Annotated in this window: 18 protein-coding genes; 7 read left to right on the top strand and 11 right to left on the bottom strand. The window is 67.6% G+C overall.

Features of this window, described 5'->3' with window-relative positions; genetic code table 11:
• Positions 1-227: 227 nt before the first annotated feature.
• From FQY83_RS14810 to FQY83_RS14800, 3 genes are all read left to right on the top strand, one after another.
• On the top strand, positions 228-446 hold the full coding sequence (locus FQY83_RS14810) for an HP1242/YdcH family protein (RefSeq protein WP_146388751.1): 219 nt from the start codon (positions 228-230) through the stop codon (positions 444-446).
• Positions 447-581: 135 nt separating this feature from the next.
• Entirely contained in the window at positions 582-1,958 is a 1,377-nt protein-coding gene (locus FQY83_RS14805; protein ID WP_146388750.1) for a pyridoxal-phosphate dependent enzyme, read from the top strand.
• Positions 1,959-2,222: 264 nt separating this feature from the next.
• Entirely contained in the window at positions 2,223-3,404 is a 1,182-nt protein-coding gene (locus tag FQY83_RS14800) for a cystathionine gamma-synthase (RefSeq protein WP_146388749.1), read from the top strand.
• Between the two features lie 142 nt (positions 3,405-3,546).
• Here the strand turns inward: FQY83_RS14800 and FQY83_RS14795 are convergent, their stop codons facing one another.
• The 10 genes from FQY83_RS14795 to gspG all read right to left on the bottom strand — a co-directional run bounded on the left by FQY83_RS14795 (position 3,547) and on the right by gspG (position 11,490).
• Complete coding sequence (locus FQY83_RS14795) at positions 3,547-4,086, bottom strand: hypothetical protein (protein ID WP_146388748.1); 540 nt, start codon at positions 4,084-4,086, stop codon at positions 3,547-3,549.
• A 14-nt stretch (positions 4,087-4,100) separates the two neighbouring features.
• Positions 4,101-6,119, bottom strand: coding sequence for a secretin N-terminal domain-containing protein (locus tag FQY83_RS14790; RefSeq protein WP_158636529.1), 2,019 nt, complete (start codon positions 6,117-6,119; stop codon positions 4,101-4,103).
• 227 nt (positions 6,120-6,346) lie between these two features.
• Entirely contained in the window at positions 6,347-6,856 is a 510-nt protein-coding gene (locus FQY83_RS17640; RefSeq protein ID WP_158636528.1) for a hypothetical protein, read from the bottom strand.
• Entirely contained in the window at positions 6,853-7,446 is a 594-nt protein-coding gene (locus tag FQY83_RS14785; protein ID WP_146388746.1) for a hypothetical protein, read from the bottom strand. Before FQY83_RS14785 ends, FQY83_RS17640 begins: the two co-directional genes overlap by 4 nt.
• Positions 7,443-8,537: a hypothetical protein gene (locus FQY83_RS14780; protein ID WP_146388745.1), complete on the bottom strand. Its 1,095-nt coding sequence runs from the start codon at positions 8,535-8,537 to the stop codon at positions 7,443-7,445. The genes FQY83_RS14785 and FQY83_RS14780 overlap by 4 nt, the downstream gene beginning before the upstream one ends.
• Entirely contained in the window at positions 8,473-9,546 is a 1,074-nt protein-coding gene (locus tag FQY83_RS14775; RefSeq protein WP_146388744.1) for a type II secretion system protein GspK, read from the bottom strand. Before FQY83_RS14775 ends, FQY83_RS14780 begins: the two co-directional genes overlap by 65 nt.
• Entirely contained in the window at positions 9,527-10,108 is a 582-nt protein-coding gene (locus FQY83_RS14770; protein ID WP_158636527.1) for a PulJ/GspJ family protein, read from the bottom strand. Before FQY83_RS14770 ends, FQY83_RS14775 begins: the two co-directional genes overlap by 20 nt.
• 1 nt (position 10,109) lies before the next feature.
• Positions 10,110-10,553, bottom strand: a complete 444-nt coding sequence (locus FQY83_RS14765) for a PulJ/GspJ family protein (protein WP_146388742.1) — start codon at positions 10,551-10,553, stop codon at positions 10,110-10,112.
• Positions 10,550-11,017 (bottom strand): pilus assembly FimT family protein, encoded by a 468-nt coding sequence (locus FQY83_RS14760; protein WP_146388741.1) that lies wholly within the window; start codon positions 11,015-11,017, stop codon positions 10,550-10,552. The genes FQY83_RS14765 and FQY83_RS14760 overlap by 4 nt, the downstream gene beginning before the upstream one ends.
• Positions 11,014-11,490, bottom strand: a complete 477-nt coding sequence (gene gspG, locus FQY83_RS14755) for a type II secretion system major pseudopilin GspG (protein WP_146388740.1) — start codon at positions 11,488-11,490, stop codon at positions 11,014-11,016. Before gspG ends, FQY83_RS14760 begins: the two co-directional genes overlap by 4 nt.
• A 198-nt stretch (positions 11,491-11,688) precedes the next feature.
• Here gspG and FQY83_RS14750 point away from each other — a divergent pair, with 198 nt between their 5' ends.
• From FQY83_RS14750 to FQY83_RS14735, 4 genes are all read left to right on the top strand, one after another.
• Positions 11,689-12,492 carry an ABC transporter permease gene (locus tag FQY83_RS14750; protein WP_146388739.1) on the top strand — a complete coding sequence of 268 codons (804 nt, stop codon included), beginning with the start codon at positions 11,689-11,691 and terminating at the stop codon, positions 12,490-12,492.
• A gap of 92 nt (positions 12,493-12,584) precedes the next feature.
• A complete protein-coding gene (locus FQY83_RS14745; RefSeq protein WP_146388738.1) occupies positions 12,585-14,276 on the top strand; it encodes a GspE/PulE family protein in 1,692 nt (563 codons plus the stop codon).
• A gap of 2 nt (positions 14,277-14,278) precedes the next feature.
• The gene (locus FQY83_RS14740; protein WP_146388737.1) at positions 14,279-15,490 is read left to right on the top strand and encodes a type II secretion system F family protein; all 1,212 of its coding nucleotides are present in this window, start codon (positions 14,279-14,281) and stop codon (positions 15,488-15,490) included.
• A 386-nt stretch (positions 15,491-15,876) separates the two neighbouring features.
• Entirely contained in the window at positions 15,877-17,484 is a 1,608-nt protein-coding gene (locus FQY83_RS14735) for a hypothetical protein (RefSeq protein WP_146388736.1), read from the top strand.
• 677 nt (positions 17,485-18,161) lie between these two features.
• Here FQY83_RS14735 and FQY83_RS14730 read toward each other — a convergent pair.
• Positions 18,162-18,941, bottom strand: a complete 780-nt coding sequence (locus tag FQY83_RS14730; RefSeq protein WP_158636526.1) for a hypothetical protein — start codon at positions 18,939-18,941, stop codon at positions 18,162-18,164.
• Positions 18,942-19,070 lie beyond the last annotated feature (129 nt).

The following is a 19,070-nucleotide window of genomic DNA, read 5'->3' as shown; positions in this document are numbered from 1 at the left end:
GGAGTAGGGTCGGATACCCAGACGGCAGTTTTTTTGATCCAGCCGCCTGGCGAAAGAGCCAGACCGAAATGACCGAGCCGATCCCACACCAGGCACCCGCCACCGGCAGCGCAGCCCGCCGGGCAGGCCGTGCAGGAGGGGATTCGCGCAAGCGCCCGGTCTGTCACCCAAGACGACGCCCCGTGCCCTGACCGGCCGGGGCGTTTGCATGTTTGCAGGAGGATTCCATGTTCGAAGGGCAACCGCAGGCCGAACTCGACAAGCTGATCAAGGGCAACCCTGAGTTCAAGCAGCTGTACCAGCGGCACAGGGAACTCGACAAGAAGGTGCTCGATGCCGAGCTCGGCGTGCTCCCGATCGATGACGTCACCCTGTCGCAGATGAAGCGCGAGAAGCTCGCCGCCAAGGATCGCCTGACCCAGCTCTACGACGTGCTGCAACACTGACGCGTTCCGAAGTCACGGGCGGCGGCGGCCATCCTCGTCGGTCGCCGCCGCCCGTGTGCTGTACGCCGCACCGCGGCGTGGCCCGTCCCGGGCGGTGCGATAATCGCGGTTCTTCCGCTGCCGCACGCGACCCGCATGACGATCCATTCCTCCGTCCTCGAACTCATTGCCGAGACCCCGATCGTCAAGGCGCAGCGCCTCGACGCCGGCGTCTGCGAGCTGTACTTCAAGCTCGAGAGCCAGAACCCCGGCGGCTCGATCAAGGACCGCATCGGCCTGTCGATGATCGAGGCCGCGGAGGCGCGCGGCGACATCCGCCCCGGCGACACCCTGGTCGAGGGCACCGCCGGCAACACCGGCATCGGCCTGGCGCTGGTGGCGCAGCAAAAGGGCTACAAGCTCGTCCTCGTGGTCCCGGACAAGATGAGCCGGGAGAAGATCTTCAACCTCAAGGCGATGGGCGCCGAGGTGGTGCTGACCCGCTCGGACGTGGCCAAGGGCCATCCCGAGTACTACCAGGACCTCGCCGCGCGCATCGCCGCCGACACGCCCGGGGCCTACTTCATCAACCAGTTCGGCAACCCCGACAACCCGGCCGCGCACGAGACCGGCACCGGCCCGGAGATCCTGCGGCAGATGGCCGAGGTCGGCGGGCTCGACGCCATCGTCTTCGGTTGCGGCAGCTCCGGCACCATGAGCGGCCTGTCGCGCTGCTTCGCCGAGCACGCGCCGGGCGTGGAGCTGGTGCTGGCCGACCCGGTCGGCTCGATCCTGGCCGAGTACATCAACGAGGGCACGCTCAGCGAGAAGTCGGGCAGCTGGATGGTCGAGGGCATCGGCGAAGACTTCCTGCCGTCGATCTCCGACTTCAGCCGGGTGAAGAAGGCCTACGCCATCCCCGACAAGGAGAGCTTCCTCGCCGCGCGCGAGCTGCTGCAAAAGGAGGGCATCTTCGGCGGCTCCTCGACCGGCACCCTGCTGGCCGCCGCGCTGCGCTACTGCCGCGAGCAGACCACGCCGAAGAAGGTGCTGGTATTCGTCTGCGACACCGGCAACAAGTACCTCTCCAAGCTGTACAACGACTACTGGATGCTCGACAACGGCTTCCTCGAGCGCGAACAGCACGGCGACCTGCGCGACCTGATCCTGCGCCCCTACTCGCAGCGCGACACCGTGGTGCTGGCGCCGGGCGACCTGCTGGTCACCGCCTACCAGCGGATGAAGCTGTACGAGATCTCGCAACTGCCGGTGATGGACGGCGACAACATCGTCGGCATCCTCGACGAGAGCGACGTGCTGCTGCACGTCTACGGCGACGAGGCCCGCTTCCGCGACCCGGTGTCGACGGCGATGGTCAGCAAGCTCGACATCCTCGACGTGAAGTCCCCGGTCGAATCCCTGCTGCCGGTGTTCGACCGCGGCCACGTCGCGATCGTCGTCGACGGCAGCCGCTTCCTCGGCCTGATCACCCGGATCGACCTGTTGAACTGGCTGCGAAGGCGGGTGCAGTAGGTTTTTTGGCCTTGTCATTTCGACCGCAGGGAGAAATCTCCTGCGCCGGACAGGAGATTTCTCCCTGCGGTCGAAATGACAGGAGCCTGCGTCTGGCTCCCTCCCCCCGCTTGCGGGGGGAGGGTTGGGGTGGGGGCCGCCAACGCCGCCATCCATGACATTTCCTGCGCATCCAGCATGAATGAATGGCGGCCCGCCCGGGACCCCGGCCGGGGCCCGCCCCGATGCTAGAATCGCGGCCCGGAATTCAATGGATTCAGCGACATGACGGACCCCCGCGAGGCGGTCGATACGGCGGGCTGGGGGCTCGGCACCAAGGCGATCCACGCCGGCCAGGCGCCGGACCCGAGTACCGGGGCCGTGATGCCGCCGATCTACGCCACCAGCACCTACGCCCAGGCCAGTCCGGGCGTGCACCAGGGCTTCGAATACTCGCGCACCCACAACCCGACCCGCTTCGCTTACGAGCGCTGCGTCGCCGGGCTGGAGGGCGGCAGCCGCGGCTTCGCCTTCGCCTCGGGCATGGCCGCCACCGCGACCCTGCTGGAACTGCTCGACAGCGGCGACCACGTCATCGCGATGGACGACCTCTACGGCGGCAGCTTCCGCCTGTTCGAACGCGTGCGCCGGCGCAGCGCGGGGCTGGACTTCAGCTTCGTCGACCTGACCGACCCCGCGGCGTTCGAAGCGGCGATCACGGCGAAGACGAAGCTGGTCTGGATCGAAACCCCGACCAACCCGCTGCTGAAGATCGTCGACATCGCCGCGGTCTCGGCCATCGCCCACCGCCACGGCCTGATCGTCGTCGTCGACAACACCTTCGCCTCGCCGATCCTGCAGCGCCCGCTCGAACACGGCGCCGACATCGTCATGCACTCGGCGACCAAGTACCTCAACGGCCACTCCGACATGGTCGGCGGCATCGCCGTGGTCGGCGACAACGCGGACCTCGCCGAGCGCCTGGCCTTCCTGCAGAATTCGGCCGGCGCCGTGCAGGGCCCGTTCGACAGCTTCCTCGCCCTGCGCGGCCTCAAGACCCTGCACCTGCGCATGAAGGCGCACTGCGACAACGCCCAGGCGATCGCGGAATTCCTGCAGGGCCACGACGCGGTCGAGGACGTGATCTATCCGGGCCTGCCCTCGCACCCGCAGCACGCGCTGGCGAAGCGGCAGATGGACGGCTTCGGCGGCATCGTCTCGGTGCGCGTCAAGGGCGGGTTCGAGGCGGCGAAGCGCTTCTGCGAGCGCACCGGACTGTTCACCCTGGCCGAGTCGCTGGGCGGCGTGGAAAGCCTGGTCAACCATCCGGCGGTGATGACGCATGCGTCGGTGCCGGTGGAGAATCGTGCGCGGCTGGGGATTACCGACAACCTGGTGCGGTTGAGCGTCGGCATCGAACAGGAGCGCGATTTGCGCCGGGATCTGGAGCACGCTCTGGCCACATGACTGTCGGGTCGGCCGGGCGGTCGTCCCTGGAAGCCGCACGCCGTCGTGCGTTGGAGTGCGCGATCATCGGTCGTGCGGGCCCCCGGCTTTGCCGGGGGCGTCGACTGCTGCGGCCTGGATACTCGACGAATCCCTGCGATCGTCAGAGCGGCGCGCAGGAGATCTCCACAGGGCCCTGTCCGGCGACCTTCAGCGTTTCCCAGTAGAAATTGCACCGGAGCAGGTTGCCCGGGGTCGACTTGCCGCTGGAGCGCGTGTTGACCAGGACCTGGGGCTGGCCGACGATCGATTCGAGCCTGGACTGGTCGATCAGGCTCTCGGGAAAGTCCAGCGAGCCCGAGCCCGCCAGTTCCTTGGTGGCCTTTCCAAGCTCGAGAAGTCCCAGTTCATTGACTTGGCCGGAAGCGTCCGGTGCCGGGTCGCCCGCGAAGATCACTTCGACCGAAACGCTTTCGGAAGCGGACTGGAGGCGTGCTTCGGCCTCCGGCGTCAGGGTGACCTGCACGCGGATGGAGGCCAGTTCGGGCGGTGGCAGGTCCGCGGGAGGAGCAGGGGAGGCGGCCTGTGGCGATTCTGCTGCCGTTGGCGCGGTTTCATCCGACGCTTCCTCGCGGCGGGCGCAACCGGCAAGGACCAGCAGGCCCAACAGGAGGACGGCGGGGGTACAGGGGAGTGTTTTCATGGAGCGCAAGCCTGTCAGTGCTGTGAAGGGGGCGGGGGCAGCGGATGGGTCGTGGCGGGAGCGGGCTGTACCGGCACTCCGCCCGGAGAGGGCGTGCTGGGAAGCACCGGAACCGCCGGCGTGGTCGGGATGGCTGCTTCCAGGTTCAGCAGCTCGAACTGATCGATGACGGCGCTGCTGAGCTGCTTGACGCGCTCGTCGGTTTCCACGATGTAGGGCACGAGGATCAGGACCAGTTCGGTGCGACTCTTGTTCAGGGTTTTCGACTTGAACAGGTTGCCGAGCAGCGGTACGTCCTTGATCAGTGGAATTCCCACCTCGCCGTTGGTGCTGCGGTCTGAAATCAGTCCCGCGATCGCGACGGAACCACCATCGCGAAGCGTCAGCGAGGTGTTGACCGAGCGGTTGAAAATGGATGGCGAATTGCCGGTGGCCCCCGATTCAAGAGGAAGCGCCTCACTCACCTCCTGCGAGATGTCGAGATCGATCCGGTCGTCGGAATAGACGGTAGGCTTGATGCTGAGGATGATGCCGGTCTTCCGATACTGGATCGACTGCAGCAGGTTCGTATTGCCGTCGCTTTGCTGGGCGGACGTGGTGGTCATGGTGACGGTGGGGACCTCCGTGCCCACGTCGATGTTGGCCTCGCTTCCGCTCTTCACCAGCAGACGGGGTGTCGACAGGATGGAGACGCGATTGTCGTTCGCGAACGCATTGAGCGCGACGCGGTTCTGGCCCGCAACGTCAAGCAGATAGGTCAGCCCGCTTCCGGATGGAGCAGGGTTTGCGCCGCCCGAACCGCTGCCGAGGTAGCCGCTGCCGTCGAAACGCCCGATACCGTTCTTGGCGAACCAGCTCAGCCCGTACTCCATGTCGCCGGTCAGGGTGACCTCGGCGATGGTGACCTCGATCATCACCTGACGTGGCGCCTGGTCCATCTGCCGGATAAGCCTGAGCATGCGTTCCCACTGCGCCGGATCCCCTTGATAGATCAGGGCATTGCGGGGCTCGTCGACGAGCAACGAGGCGCCGATGACGCCACTGCCGCTCCGGCCCGTCGTCGCCCGGCCCCCCTGCGGCTGCCGTGCGGCCGCTGGCTGCTGCGAGTTCGGGGTCGCTCCTTCTTCGGTTGCATTCGTGGCGTTCGAGCGGTTGCTCGGCAGGGTTCCGCTGAGCACCTGTGCCAGGTCCACGGCCTTGGTGTTGCGGACCTGGTAGTAGAAGACGGAGGACTCGGCGGACTGCTGGCCGGGGCGGTCGAGCTCCCGCGCCCAGGAAATCGCGTAGTCGAGGGTTTCGCGCGAGCTGGCGAAGATCAGGACGGTGTTCGCGGCAGTCACCGGCAGCACGATGACGCTGGCGGGGGCGCCAACGGAACGATTGGCGCTGTAACCCTGCAGGTTGAGCACCTCGGTCAGGCTGGTGCTCAGCTGGTCGGCGCTCAGGAAAGCAGGCTCGATCCGGGTGCTGAGTCGTCCGCGCATCAGCGGGCGATCGAAAACCCTGAGCGCATCGATGGCTTGCCGCACCTGGGCGGGTTTCCCGCTGATCAGGATCGCATTGCGTCCGGTCTCGGCGGTCACGCTCACCTCCTGGCCGAACAGGGTGGTCAACCAGCGAGCGGCATCCCCGCTACCCACGACGTCCAGTTCGACAAGCTGGAATACCGGCCGGTGGCTGATGGGGACGTCGGGGAGGGCGCGGCCACTCACGATCAGGGGAGGGACCGCCGATCCGCCGCTCGCGGCGACGCTCAAACGCACGAGGTCCCCTTCGACCACCACGGCAACGCCGTAGTCGGCCAGCACCTGACGAGCGATCTGGAATAGTTCGCGGGGGGCCACGCTGTCCCTCGTATTCAGGGTCACGAGGGATTCCAGGGCCGAAACTTCGGGCGACATGTTGACATTGAGGCCGAGCAGCGAGCCGAAGATCTCGTTCGCCAGCACCGGCAGCGGGACGTCCTGGACGTTGATGCTGACCGGCTCGGTCTCCATGGGCGGCAACTGGTCGTATCCGGCCAGGCCTGCCACGGCGGAACTTCCGACCCGGGCGGTTGGCGTTTCACTCTGGCGTAGTGATCGCGGGGCGTCCTGCTCGGCCGGTCCCCGTATCAGGATGTCCTCTGGCGGCGCAGGATTCGGCGGGAGCTGCAGCGCCGGGCGGATCGAGAGCGGGCGCGGCTGCCCCTGCGGCGTTGCGCATCCGCCCAGGAGGACCAGGCTGCCTGCAAGAATTGCGATCGTGCTACGCGGGTGCTTCATTTCGTGGATTTCTCTTGGTTCTCGGGCGGGGCTGCAGTCGCATCGCATTCCCCCGATCGACTGATCGGCAGTTTCCGGTAAAGCTGGCGGACCGATTTGCAGCCATCGAGTTCCGAGGTGATCTTGTCGCCGTTGATGGCCAGCAGGCGGGCACCATCGGGCAAGGCATCCCCCGGCTTGGCATGCACGACCTTGGCCTTGACCCCCCGCGTGCCCACGGTCTCGATCAACGCCGTGCTGTCGGGAGAGGTGAGCAGGAAGCCCGCAAGGCGCCATGCCTGGCTCTGGGCACCTTCCGCGGCGTTGTCACCCCACTGGACGGAGCCGGTGGCCTGCTTGTAGTTGTCCGCGGAGAATCTTGCCAGTGTCCGGGCGTCAGGCAGGGTCCATTCCCCCTCGGCGCCCCGCGCCTTCGGAATCGGCGGGGGGGGCCATGCGACACCCAGGGCCAGGCCCGTTGCGGCGCAGGCGGACATCCACGCCCATACCGGAAGCCTGCGGATCATGGGGCTTGCTCCCCGGCGGGCAACTGGTAATAGGCATTCACCCGGACCGTGAGGATCTTGTTGGCGTCGTTGCGGATGTCGAGCGTCTCGATCAGCACCAGGTTGGTGGAACTTTCGATCAGCCGGACGATGTTGAGGGCCTGGCGCGGCGGCATCCCGGCGCTGAGCGTCCCACTGACCCGAATCAGGCCAGGCATGCCCTCGACGGTTGCGGCACTGTCGACGTTGACGCGGGAATTGCTGGCGCCCGATGCGCTTGCGGAAAGGTCGTTCAACCAGCTCTGGAACGAAGCCTGGGCAAGGCCCGGGGTGGAAACGATCGGAATCTCGGCGCGCAGGTTCGCCAACAGTTCGGCTGACTCCTTTTCCCGTTCCATCCACACGTCCTGGCCCTGGAGCGCCTGGATTTGCCGAAGCTTGACTTCGGCATCGATCGCATTGTCCTGCGCCTTCGCACGCAACGTCTCCAGTCCCTGCGCGAGGAAGAACAGCGCGAGCAGCACGATCAGCGCCAAGGCCCAGACGAGCCAGGGCGACGCATCCAGTTGGCTGCGGAGATTGGCGATGTGCGGATCGAGCGCGCGCTTCACGGTACGCTTCCAAAGCTTGGCCGGATGGCGGCCCGCACCACGATCGTGTTGCCGCCAGGCTGGATGTCGGTGGTGACTTCGTGGAACAGGGACGACGCTTCCCACGCCGAGACCAACTGTTCCGGATTGGCATCGGGCAGGTGCAACGTGAGTTCCAGGCGGTCGGGAGTTGGCTGATTCCAGCGTCGGACCTCCCAGCCCTTCTGCGGAATGAGCCGCGCGACCTCCGCCATGAGTTCCAATTGTGGCCGCCCCGGCCTGAGCGCGAGCAAACCCTCGACGCCCGCCGCATTGGCGTCCGCGGCCTCGCGGGCATCCAGGATGCGCTTGATGGGGGCGTCCAGGTCCTGCGCCCGGCGCTCCGCGCTCCAGGCATCGAACAGGTTGCGGGCGATGCTGCCGGCCTGGAACGCGTAGACCACGAGCGCCAGCGCGGCAACGACCATCGCGGCCCGCGGCAGATAGGCATCGATCCCGGACAGCGACAGCCCCGACAGCCTTCCGCCCCGATTCCCGGAACCCGCCCAACTGGCCGGCGCGATCAGGGCGTCCATCGGCACGGGCACCCCGGCCGGAGGCAGTCCCGCGCTCCTCATGAACGCCTGCCAGGCGGCCGCCGCCGGAATCCCGGCCCACCAGCGACTGGCGACGAGTCGACCCTGCTTCCAGACGCGCCCCTCGCAACCGCTGGCCAGCGCCAGAAGCTGTGCCTCATCTTCGGCGGGGGAGCCCACATGGAGGGCTTCGGGAGTGAACCTGAGCCGTTTGCCGGCGGCTTCATTCCCGAGCCTTTCGAGTGCCCGGGAGCGCGACCAGAACCACACGCTTGCGTGGCGATCACCGGTCCAGGCGATGCCGTAGTCGGGGTCGGGAAACGGCGCCGCGCGCTTCACCCCCAGCGAAACGAAAGCATCGCGCTGCTTCTCGGGGACCTTGCTGGCGTCGATTGTCGTGAACAGGCACAACTCGCGTCCGACGAAGCACAGCAGTTGATTGCTTTCACCGCCTTCGAGTCGCTCGTTGGCCTCAATCCCCAGTCGGATCCTGCGGGGCGAGAATCGGCGTTGCAGGCGTTTCAGCCATGGCTTCACCGGACTTGTTGTCACGTGGCAGGGTGACCTCGTAATCGATGTGCCAGGGGGCACCGCCGATCTGCATGGGGGTCAGGGTCCAGTGGACGGCATGCCTGGTCCCGAAATGGCGATTCCATAGAATAAGGTTTCCCGAATTCTTTGGAAAGAGTGTCAGGTTTTCCTGCACCATGGGCGCGATCGGGAACGCCTGCATGGCCTGATAGACGGTGGTGAAGGGGATCCTGCGGCGCAGGTCCACCATCCGTCCGGCCTGCTCCGCATCCATGCCGGGGAGCATCGCGAGGACATCCGCCGGCGCCGTGTTCAGGTTGAGCGAGGTCGTCCTGGACAGCGTCAGCATGCCCACCAGCGCGTCGTCCGGGGTGCCCTCGAGCAGGTCGTGCCACTGCAGGATGCGGCGGAACTCGAGGGGCGTGGACACGGTCCTGTTGGGCGGCGGTGGCAATCCGGCCTTGGCGTACTCCGGCGCTTCGGCGCCGTTGAGGCGATGGAGGGAGTCGGGATCCTGGTAATCGAGCCGCTTGGCATCGAGCGCGTTCCATTCCTGCGCGGGCGCCCCGAAGTAGGCGTAGAAGGCGTTCCGGAGAACGTCCTGCGCCCAGTTGATGTTCACCAGGCCGTTGTCGTCCTGCAGGGAGAAGTACACGTCGCCCAGCCCCTTGTAGGCCGTGCCATCGAGCTTGATCTCGTTGCCCGTGGGCAGGCTGGTGATGCCGTCGGTATCGTCGTCGAGCATCGCGCTGGTATAGGCGGGCCGGAACTCCGGGACGAGGCCGCCGACGTTCCGGTGTTGCGTGGCATACATGAACAACACGCTTTCGCGCGTGGACAGCATGTCCAGGTCGCTCTGGAACTGGTCGACCTCGCGCTGGGCCTCGGCGATCGCGCGGCTCCCGGACAGCGCGACCATGCCCGCGAGCAGCGTCAACACCACCAGCAGTGCCAGCACCACGACCAGGACGAAACCGCCCTGCTGCGCGGTGCGGCTAGTCCCGTTCAAGCTCATAGAGGGTGACGACGGGATTGCGGATGCCGGCAATGGACGTTCCCCAGACACGGATGTCGCCCGTGTGCGTGGTCATGAACAGCGCGACGCTCATCGGAAGCGCATCGGCGACACCGAGAGGGGGCGGCCACTGCGCGGACTCCTTGCCCTCCGGGTCGTAATAGGCGAAGTGGGCGGAGACGACGCCGGGCAGGGCCATGGTGGTGGCGGTTCCCTGCTCGTCGAGCACCAGGCTCGTTCCGTCGGATGCCTGTTCGATCCTCCAGGCGACCGACGTGGCGCCGCCCTGCGAGGACAACGTCGGATTGAGGCTGATCCCCGACAAGGCGGAGTCGGTTCCCTGGAACGGCACGTCCTCCACGGGCGTCAGGCTGCGGACCGAGTCGTGCAGCCAATGCTGGGTCAGGACGGCCTGCCGGGCCTGCCCCGTCATCGAGGAAATGGCGGTGTCCGCCCGGCGCCATTGTCCCAGCGACTGGAAACCGAGCGCGAGCGCCATCCCGGCGATCATGAGCACCACGATCATCTCGAGCAGCGTCAGCCCCGACTGCAGTTTCGGCACCTCAGTCTTCCTCGGGGTTGAATGCCCGGGACGCGACCCATCCGGCCTTGCGGACGCTGAATCCGCGGACGCTGCGGCCATCGCGCAGGACCTCCACGGCTAGCTCGAACAACTCATGATCGAACTGCGTCGGCATGCCGGCGCTGCTGATTCCCGGGCGTTGGCCCTCGACTGACTTCGAGCTCCAGCGCACCTCCAGCGGGCCGACTTCCCGCTGCCCCGAGGGTTCGTCCGTGGGATTGACGGTATCGATGATCGACAGCGCGGTACGGGCGTCCTCGATCGATCGCAGCTGGGCCTGTGCCCGATTGAGCGAGATGGTGTTCGCCGAGAGCCAGCCGTACAGGGCGAGGAGGGACGAGGCCATGATCACCATCGCCACGATCGCTTCCAGCAGCGTGAATCCCCTGGCCCGTGCAAGGCGTCGGCGCCGGCGCGTGCTCATGTCCCGTCCGGATCCAGCCTGCGCACCCTGCAGAACGGGGCCTCGATCTCGATCCCGATGGACTGGCGCGTCGTCACCAGCGTGCCGCGGCTCCCCGAGCACGCGCCACCGGCGCGGACGACGAGCGGGTCTTCGAACTTCAGCGACCAGCCTTCCGGAAGGCCGAGCAATCCGGCGTCATCCTGCTCCGGCGGCTGCCCCTGCGCGCCGGCGGCGCCACTGGCGCGGAACACCCGGACCTGGTCCGCATCCGACCGATCGGGCCTGAAGCGCAGGTCGCGTCCTTCCTCGCGCGCCCGCAGCGGCAGCGAGGCGATCGACTTCAGCGCGCCTTCGACCTCGCTGGCCTCGCTCCAGCTCGCGATCATCCGGTACCCGCCCGGGGCGACCATCGCCGTCGCGAGCGCGATCAGCGCGATCACCACCACCATCTCCAGCAGCGTATAGCCGCGTTGCCGGTTCATTGGTTGGGCAGGAAGCCGATGTCCGTGTCGTAGCCTTCGCCCCCCGCCTGTCCGTCGGCGCCAAACGAATACAGCGTGAACGGGTGGTGCCCGGAACCGCGGGGCGAGTACTGGTAGGCATTTCCCCAGGGGTCGGCGGGAACGCCCTCGTCCAGGTAGGGTCCCTGCCAGCGCGAAGCGATGCGCTGGTCGGAAGGCGGCTGGGTCAGCAACTGCAGGCCTTCCTCCTGTTGCGGGAACCGGCCGATGTCCAGGCGCATCGTTTCGAGCGCGCCGCGAAGCATGCGGACCTGGGTATCGGCGGTCTGCACCTTGGCCTTGTCGGCCTGGCTGAAGAGCCTGGGACCCACCAGGCCCATGATCAGGCCGATGATGACGAGAACCACGATCATCTCCAGCAGGGTGAAACCGGCGGCGCGGCGACGGTTTCGGGAGATGGGCCGGGCGGGGAGGGCGGGGCGCGGTGATGGCATTGGGGGCAGTTCCGGAAGACTGCGGGGTGTACTGAAATTCTAGACCAATTGCGCCCGCCGACCGTTCCCGGTCGGCCCCGTGGGCGGTCGCGGTTGCTCGCTGTTCAATCGTCTGCGCTTCCCGGTCCGGGGTGCCGCCATGCGAAACCGGGAAAGGCGACCTGCTACCCTGAGAGCCTTCCCTCCACGTGTCCGCAGATGACGTCGCGCAGCATTCCCGCCATTCCCGGCTACGTTTCATTGTGGCGCATGCTGGTGATGCAGGAACTGGTCGTCCGCTACCGCGGCACGCTGCTTGGCCGGATCTGGCCGGTGCTGATGCCGCTGCTGATGCTCGCGGTCTACGGCTTCGTGTTCGGGGCCGTGTTCCGTGCGCGCTGGCCCGGTCTGGCCGAGGACGACCATCTCGGATTCACGATCAACCTGTTTGCCGGACTGCTGGTGCACGGCATGCTGGCGGAATCGGTGGGGCAGGCCGCCGGGCTGATGCAGCGCAACGCCAATTTCGTGCGCAAGATGGTGTTCCCGCTGCCGGTGCTGGTGGCCGTGCCGATCGGGACGGCGGTGTTCCACGCCGTGCTGGGCTTCGCGGTCCTGGTCGCCGTCAATGCGCTGTCCGGCAGGGGCATCCATCTGGCTGTGCTGGCCCTGCCGGTGGTCCTGCTGCCTTACCTGATCCTGCTCTACGGCCTGGCGCTGGTGGTCGCGGCGCTGAGCGTCTACCTGCGCGATCTCAACCAGTTCGTGGGCGTGCTGATCATGGTGACCTTGTTCACCGGCACGGTGTTCTTCCCGAGGGACATGGTGCCCGAGGCGTTGGCCGGCGTGGTGCGCTACAACCCGATCAGCTGGCCGACCGAGGCCGTCCGTGATTGCGTGCTGCGCGGCGTCTGGCCCGATCCGCTCGCCCTGGGAACGTATGCGCTGGTGGCGTGCGGCATCCTGGCGGCTGGCTGGATGGCCTTCTCGCTGTTGCGAAGGGGCTTTGCCGACCTGCTGTAGGCCGGCGCTTCATCACCGGGCTGGCGCGTCTGCCAGAATGGTGGCAGATGCCCGCAGGCTCCTGCCGGGAGCGATTCCAGAACCAGATGCCCATGACCGCCCCCTCCACCAAGTTCCCGTTGCTGGGTGAAATGCTCCTGCAGCGTGGTGCCATCAGGCCCGTCGACCTGGAGCGCGCGCTCGAGCTTCAGCAGGGCGTGGACGCGCGCATCGGCAGCTTGCTGGTCCGGATCGGCGCCCTGTCGGAGGACCAGTTGCTCGGCGCGCTGGCCGAACAGCTGGGCTTGCCGGTCGTGGGCACGGACCTGGAGCTGCCCGTGTCGGCCGGCGAATGGAAGATTCCCGAAGGCGCCGAGGTCTCGATCGACTGGATGCAGGACCAGGGGGTCCTGCTCTGGGAGGATGCCGAAGGCCAGGCATGGTGCACCGCCCGCGACCCGCTCGCGCCCGAGCTCCAGGAAACGCTCGCCTACTTGTTCCCCCTGCGCGAGTTCCGCCATGCGCTGGTCCCGGCGCAGGCGCTTGAGCGAAGCCTGGATGCACTGGCCCATGCCGGACGCGAAGAGGACTGGGGCGGCGACGACGTCCGCCACCTGCGCGAACTGGCCGAGGAAGCCCCGGTGGTGGAACTGGTCAACAGCCTCATGTCGCAGGCGGTCGAACAGCGCGCATCGGACATCCATCTGGAGCCGGAGGAACACCAGTTCGTGGTGCGCTTCCGGATCGACGGTGTGCTCTACACGCGCCTGCGGCTCCCGCGCGAGCGGTTCAATGCCGTGGCCTCCCGCCTGAAGCTGATTTCGGGGATGGACATCGCCGAGCGCCGTCTCCCCCAGGACGGGCGCCTGAGCGTGCGCGCCAGTGGACAGGCGATGGACGTGCGTGCGTCGGCACTGCCCGGCGTGCATGGCGAATCGATCGTCCTGCGCCTGCTGCCGAAGGAGCGCAGGGACCTCGGGCTCGACCGCCTCGGCATGGCGCCCGACCACCTCCGGATCCTGCAGGACTGGACGCGCGAAGCGCACGGCATCGTGCTCGTGACCGGCCCGACCGGTTCGGGCAAGTCCACGACCCTGTATTCCGCGCTCGCGGCGAGCAACGACGGGCTGAAGAAGATCATCACCGTCGAGGACCCGGTCGAATTCCAGCTGCCCGGCATCACCCAGATCCAGACCCACGCCGACATCGGCCTGAACTTCGCCAGCGTGTTGCGTTCGATCCTGCGCCAGGACCCCGACGTGATCATGGTGGGTGAGATACGCGACCGCGAAACCGCCGAAATCGCCATCCAGGCCGCCCTGACCGGCCACATGGTGCTGTCCACCGTGCACACCAACGATGCACTGGGCGCCTTCACCCGGTTGATCGACATGGGCGTCGAACCGTTCCTGGTCGCCACCCCGATCAAGGGCGTGCAGGCGCAGCGCCTGGTGCGGCGGCTGTGCCCGCATTGCGCGCAGCCGGCCTCGCACGTGCTGCCGGCCATCGCCGAAGAGGCGGCCGGCTGGGCGGGCAGGGTGCTGGGTGACGCCGCGCCGCGCTGGCACGAGGCCGTCGGCTGCGCGCAGTGCCAGCACACCGGCTATCGCGGCCGGATCGGCATCTACGAACTGGTGCCGGTGGACGAGGCCATGCAGCAGGCGGTGGTCGCCGGCGCCACCCACCAGCAGTTGCGTGCCATGGCGCGCGAGCGCGGCTACCGGTTCCTTCGCGAGGACGGCCTGCTCAAGGCCTGGCAGGGGGTCACCTCGGTCGACGAAGTCCTGCGCGTGACGGCGGTCTGAGCATGCCGCGCTACGCCTACAAGGCCTTCAACGCCGACGGCGGCGTGCTCGACGGCGAGATTTCCGCGCAGAGCGAGCGCGAGGCCGCCCGCAACCTGGAGCGGCGCGGCCTGTCGGTGGTGTCGCTGGCGGAAATGGGAGGCCCGGCCGCGCCGGGAATCGGCCACCGGCTGCGCGAAAGGCGGATGCGGGGCAGCGACCTGATCCTCGCGCTGCATGAACTGTCCACGCTGCTCGGCTCGGGCGTGGGCCTGGCCGAGGCCGTGTCCGCGCAGACGCGGTCGGCGCATCACCCGCGCCTGCTGGCCGCCTTCGAGAGCATGTCCGCGGCGCTGCGCCAGGGGCAGTCGTTCTCGCAGGCGCTGGCGGCGACCGGGCTGCCGCTGCCCGAGTACGTCGGCACGCTGGTGCGCAGCGGCGAAAAGGCCGGCCAGCTTGGCCGCGCGCTGCAGGACGCGGTGGCGCAGATGGAATACGACCAGGGCGTGCGCAACGAGATCCGGCAGTCGCTGACCTACCCCGCGGTGCTGGTCGCGGCGGGGCTGGGCGCGATCGTGCTGATGTTCACCTTCGTGGTCCCCAAGTTCGCCACGCTCCTTCAGCGTGCCGAGGACCTGCCGTGGCTGGGATGGGCGGTCCTGAGTACCGGCATGCTGGCCAGGGAATACTGGTGGCTGCTGCTGCTGGGGCTGGCGGCGGTCGCGGTGATGGCCTGGCGCGCGCTGCGCGACCCCGCCGCGCGCGCGCGCGCGTACGAACACATGGAGCACCTGCCCGTGATCGGCACATGGCGCGTGGAGTCGGAAACCGCCGGCTGGGCGCGCATCCTCGCCACCCTGCTCGGCAACCGCGTGCCCCTGCTCGACGCGCTCTCGCTGGCGCAGGCGGGCGTGCGTGCCCCGGGGCGGCGTGCGCGGCTCGAGGAAGTCTCGCGCAACGTGCGCGCGGGCGCGACGCTGGCCGATTCGCTCGAGGAGCAGGCCACGCTCACCGCCACCGGCTACAACCTCATCCGCGTCGGCGAACGCTCCGGGGAGCTCCCGGCGATGCTGCAGTCCCTGGCGCGGCTGTGCGAGGAGTCGGGACGGCGGCGGATGAAGCAGTTCCTGGCCCTGCTCGAACCGGTGGCGATCCTCGTGATCGGTTCGGTCATCGGCCTGATCATGATCGGGATCATCCTGGCCATCACCAGCGCCAACGACATCGCCATCTGAAGATCGCGGGCGTCGCCTGTTCCGGGGAGGGAGGCGGCGGAGCCTGACCAGACAGGGCACTCTGCGCCGCTCAGGGACCATGGATTACCCGTTTCCGGGGGGCTTTTGCGGGGGGGCGTGATTGATGGCAAAGAATCAGCTTCGTTCAGCAAATTCTTGATGAACCGTACTTGACGGGAGTGTGAGTGGTTGGTTAACGTGCCCGCCGTAGCTTCTTGCAGTCGGGGGACTCTCCAGGGGATTTCTTTACCTTGTCAAGGGTTCGCGAAAGCGACCGGTAGCCAGAGGGCTTGCCCAACGGTACCGGGGTGAGCGGGTGACCGGTAAAAGAGCTACTTGTTCAAGACTAATTAGTTTGCCCAACCTCTAAATGGAGTTGAAAGAAAATGCGTAAGCTCAATACGAGTCTCCTGACCGCAGCCGTGGTCGGCGCGCTGGGTCTGTCCGGCGTCGCTTCCGCGGCCAGCCTGGTGTACGACCCCGCCGGTTCCCAGCAGATCACGTTCGCCAAGGACCTGATCGTCAACAACGGCACCACGATCGAAACCCCGACCGGCCTGACCCTGACGGCGACCGCGCCCGACGCGGGCAACGTGGTGACCGTCGCTGGCGGCGACACCCTGACCGTCAAGGTCACGCTGACCGCCGGCGCCCAGTTCGACCCGGCCGCCCCGGCGGCGACGCTGGTGGCGACCTTCCTGGAAGGCGACCAGACCGGCGGCGGCGACGCTCCGCTGACCGTCGTGGGCACGCCCTACTACTCCGCCAGCGGCCAGGAGCTGAACTTCGAGTACACCGCGACCGGCGGCGGCACGATCGGCGCGGCGGGCGACAGCTGGCTGACGCTGAACAGCTTCCAGGTCACCAACCTCGTCCAGGGCCTGGCCACCGGCAGCGCGATCGGTGCGGAAATCACCGTGCAGAACGCTTCCGGCCAGCAGATCCTCGCGCAGTCGGCCACGATCGCGCGCTCGGTGTGGGGCCTCGTGATCGAGGACGACACCACCATGGGTAACACGTCCAAGACCATCGACGTCGCTGCCGACCCGCGCAAGACCGAGTTCTCGCCGTTCGGTACCGTGGGTGGTTCCGTCGGCGCCGGCGTCGCTGCCACGTACTTCAATGCCGGCTACGTCAACGTCGACGTCGCGCAGGCGCTGGAGACCGACGGCACCACGGAAAGCTACATCAACAACTTCAACGCCACCGCCGCGACCCCGGAATACAACGTCGTCAACACGGCGGTGTTCACGGTCACGGTCAGCGGCGACGACCTGTCGTCCTTCGAGGGCGGCAACGCGTGGCTGGACAAGACCTCCAACTGCTCGACCGCTACGGCTGGCGCGTCGCGCGTCAACGCCGCGGCCGCGCTGTCCTCGGCCGGTGACCTGGTGTTCTCCTCGCCGGCCACGAGCGGCTTCTGGAACGACGTGACCTCGGCTCCGCCGAGCGGTGCCGGTTCGCACTTCTACGTGTGCCTGGGCGCTTCGGGTGACGAGATCAACCCGCAGGAACTGTCGGGTTCGGTTGCGGTCAACTACAACCTGCCGACCCAGCGCGTGAACCCGCCGGCCCTGGACTTCAGCCTGCTGCCGCTGCGCCTGAACGGCACCACGCTGATCTTCCAGAACGTCAACCCGGGCGCCAACGTCCGCGCCGAGTCCTTCCTGCGCCTGACCAACAACAACGCGCAGATCTGCCCGATCTCGATCGACGCGAAGGACGACGCCGGCCTGCACACCTCGGAGATCACCGCGGTGCTGGCGCCGCACACCTCGATCCACCTGAACTCGAACGACATGGAGAACGGCAACGCCGCCAAGGGTCTGACGGGTGCGTGGGGCGACGGCACGGGCCGCTGGTACGTCCGCGTGACGGCCGAGTGCGCGAACCTCGCCGGTTCGGCGCTCAACCGCAACCACGACACGGGCGTGGTCACCGACCTGACGCCGGCCAAGGCTGAAACCTGGCTGACCCCGGCCGGCAAGCTGTAATAAGTGTTGGGCAAAGCGGTAGTTGGACCGTCCTAGACGGTACCAAGCAACAGGGAACGGGCAGCGCAAGCTGCCCGTTCTTTTTTGGTGCTTCGCCCGGGCGAGGGGACGCTCCGGGAGTGTCGGCGGCCGGCCTGGACGGGGCGCCGATGTCCTCCGGCGGACGTTCCGCATGCGATTGCGACCGGACGGGGCCCGCGAACTCCCGTTTCCGCGATCCGGGAACGCCACCTGTCATTTCGACCGCAGGGAGAAATCTTCTTTACCGCGCGTCGGACAGGAGATTTCTCCCTGCGGTCGAAATGACAGGGGCAGGGGTTCGGACAGGGCCAGGGAGAGGGACAGGGATTCGGACTCGGGCACGGACGACAGGCCTGCGCTGAACGCATTGGCTGCCGGCGGCGATCCGTCCCGGACCGGCTTGCCGACGCGGCAGGGCATTCGCCACTCAAGCCGGCGAAGATCCCCAAAACGCCTGTCACCAGTCGTGCAGGAACCCCCGGCCCCCGGCTTTGCTGGGCTTTCCCGAAGGTTTGTCCCCCTGCTTTCGCAGGGGCGGGCGCCATGCCGCGGTCGGCTTGACGGTCCGCGATACTGAAAAGGTCGTCATCCCCGCGGGCGCGGGGATCCATCTTGCTCCAGGCAAAGACGCCGCAGCGGAAGCGACAGACGCCCGGTCAGTCGCCCAGCGGACGTTGTCCCGCCTTGTCCTCGACGGTCGGCAGGACGGCGGCATAGGCCTCGGCGCCGCTGACCCAGGCTTCCGCATAGTCGTGCAGGGCCGGGGCCGCAGCGGCGCCCTTCGGGCAGGCCTGGTCCGATCCGGGGCAGCGTGCGGCGAGCATCATCCGTTCCGCCTCCAGCCGGAAGCCCGGCTGTGCGGCTTCGATATCGGCGCGATGGTTCGTCTTGAGGCCTTCCACGGCCTCTTCGACTGCTGCGCGATGCTCGTTGACCGAACTCCTGCCGCTGAACCAGTCCGGGCGACCCGGCCCATCGAGCAGGGCCTGCGCGCGCAACGCCCAGGTGATGCGCATCTGCCAGACGGCCATGTCGATGCCTGCCTTCAGTCGCCCGGCCGGTGGGCCCGCGCACTCGAGGGCGGCTTCGCTGTCGAGCAGCGGCTGCGTCTCGGATTCGACCTTGGTCGGATCGGCCTGCCAGCTCGTGAGCCATGCACGACGCTCGTCGATGGTCGCCGCCAGGGCGGCCTGTTCGGCCGCCGCGATCCAGTCGCAGCGCTCCCCCAACGCCCGCATCCGCAGCAGCTCGCCGTAGTGGCGCATGGCCATGCCGAGCTGGTCCGCCGAGGGGGATTCTTCGCGAACTTCTTCGGGTGCGCTGGATGCGGTGGCCCCGGTTGCTTCGTTGGCCGGCGGGGAGGCATTGCATCCGGCCGCGAGGGCGGCGATGGACAGGGCGACGACGAGCGGACGGAGGGGCGTCGGAAGGAGCATTTCGATTCGGGCGGGTGGTCGGGAAGGCGACATGATGCCCGAATTCGGGTTCTCGCCCCATCCGCACGGTGGCCGCGGGCATGTCCTGCCGTCTGCCGCGGCATGGGATGCATGGATCCGGCGCGACCA

This window comes from Luteimonas marina, assembly GCF_007859325.1.
GTDB classification, from domain to species: domain Bacteria; phylum Pseudomonadota; class Gammaproteobacteria; order Xanthomonadales; family Xanthomonadaceae; genus Luteimonas; species Luteimonas marina.
Note: the sequence above shows the minus strand (reverse complement) of the source record. Positions and strands in the feature narration are given on the sequence as shown.

Coding starts and splice junctions, on each gene's coding strand:
- FQY83_RS14750 (WP_146388739.1), top strand. CDS start 11,689: ATGACGTCGCGCAGCATTCCCGCCATTCCCGGCTACGTTTCATTGTGG.
- FQY83_RS14795 (WP_146388748.1), bottom strand. CDS start 4,086: ATGAAAACACTCCCCTGTACCCCCGCCGTCCTCCTGTTGGGCCTGCTG.
- FQY83_RS14735 (WP_146388736.1), top strand. CDS start 15,877: ATGCGTAAGCTCAATACGAGTCTCCTGACCGCAGCCGTGGTCGGCGCG.
- FQY83_RS14760 (WP_146388741.1), bottom strand. CDS start 11,017: ATGAACCGGCAACGCGGCTATACGCTGCTGGAGATGGTGGTGGTGATC.
- FQY83_RS14745 (WP_146388738.1), top strand. CDS start 12,585: ATGACCGCCCCCTCCACCAAGTTCCCGTTGCTGGGTGAAATGCTCCTG.
- FQY83_RS14765 (WP_146388742.1), bottom strand. CDS start 10,553: ATGAGCACGCGCCGGCGCCGACGCCTTGCACGGGCCAGGGGATTCACG.
- gspG (WP_146388740.1), bottom strand. CDS start 11,490: ATGCCATCACCGCGCCCCGCCCTCCCCGCCCGGCCCATCTCCCGAAAC.
- FQY83_RS14805 (WP_146388750.1), top strand. CDS start 582: ATGACGATCCATTCCTCCGTCCTCGAACTCATTGCCGAGACCCCGATC.
- FQY83_RS14730 (WP_158636526.1), bottom strand. CDS start 18,941: ATGCTCCTTCCGACGCCCCTCCGTCCGCTCGTCGTCGCCCTGTCCATC.
- FQY83_RS17640 (WP_158636528.1), bottom strand. CDS start 6,856: ATGATCCGCAGGCTTCCGGTATGGGCGTGGATGTCCGCCTGCGCCGCA.
- FQY83_RS14800 (WP_146388749.1), top strand. CDS start 2,223: ATGACGGACCCCCGCGAGGCGGTCGATACGGCGGGCTGGGGGCTCGGC.
- FQY83_RS14810 (WP_146388751.1), top strand. CDS start 228: ATGTTCGAAGGGCAACCGCAGGCCGAACTCGACAAGCTGATCAAGGGC.
- FQY83_RS14775 (WP_146388744.1), bottom strand. CDS start 9,546: ATGAGCTTGAACGGGACTAGCCGCACCGCGCAGCAGGGCGGTTTCGTC.
- FQY83_RS14740 (WP_146388737.1), top strand. CDS start 14,279: ATGCCGCGCTACGCCTACAAGGCCTTCAACGCCGACGGCGGCGTGCTC.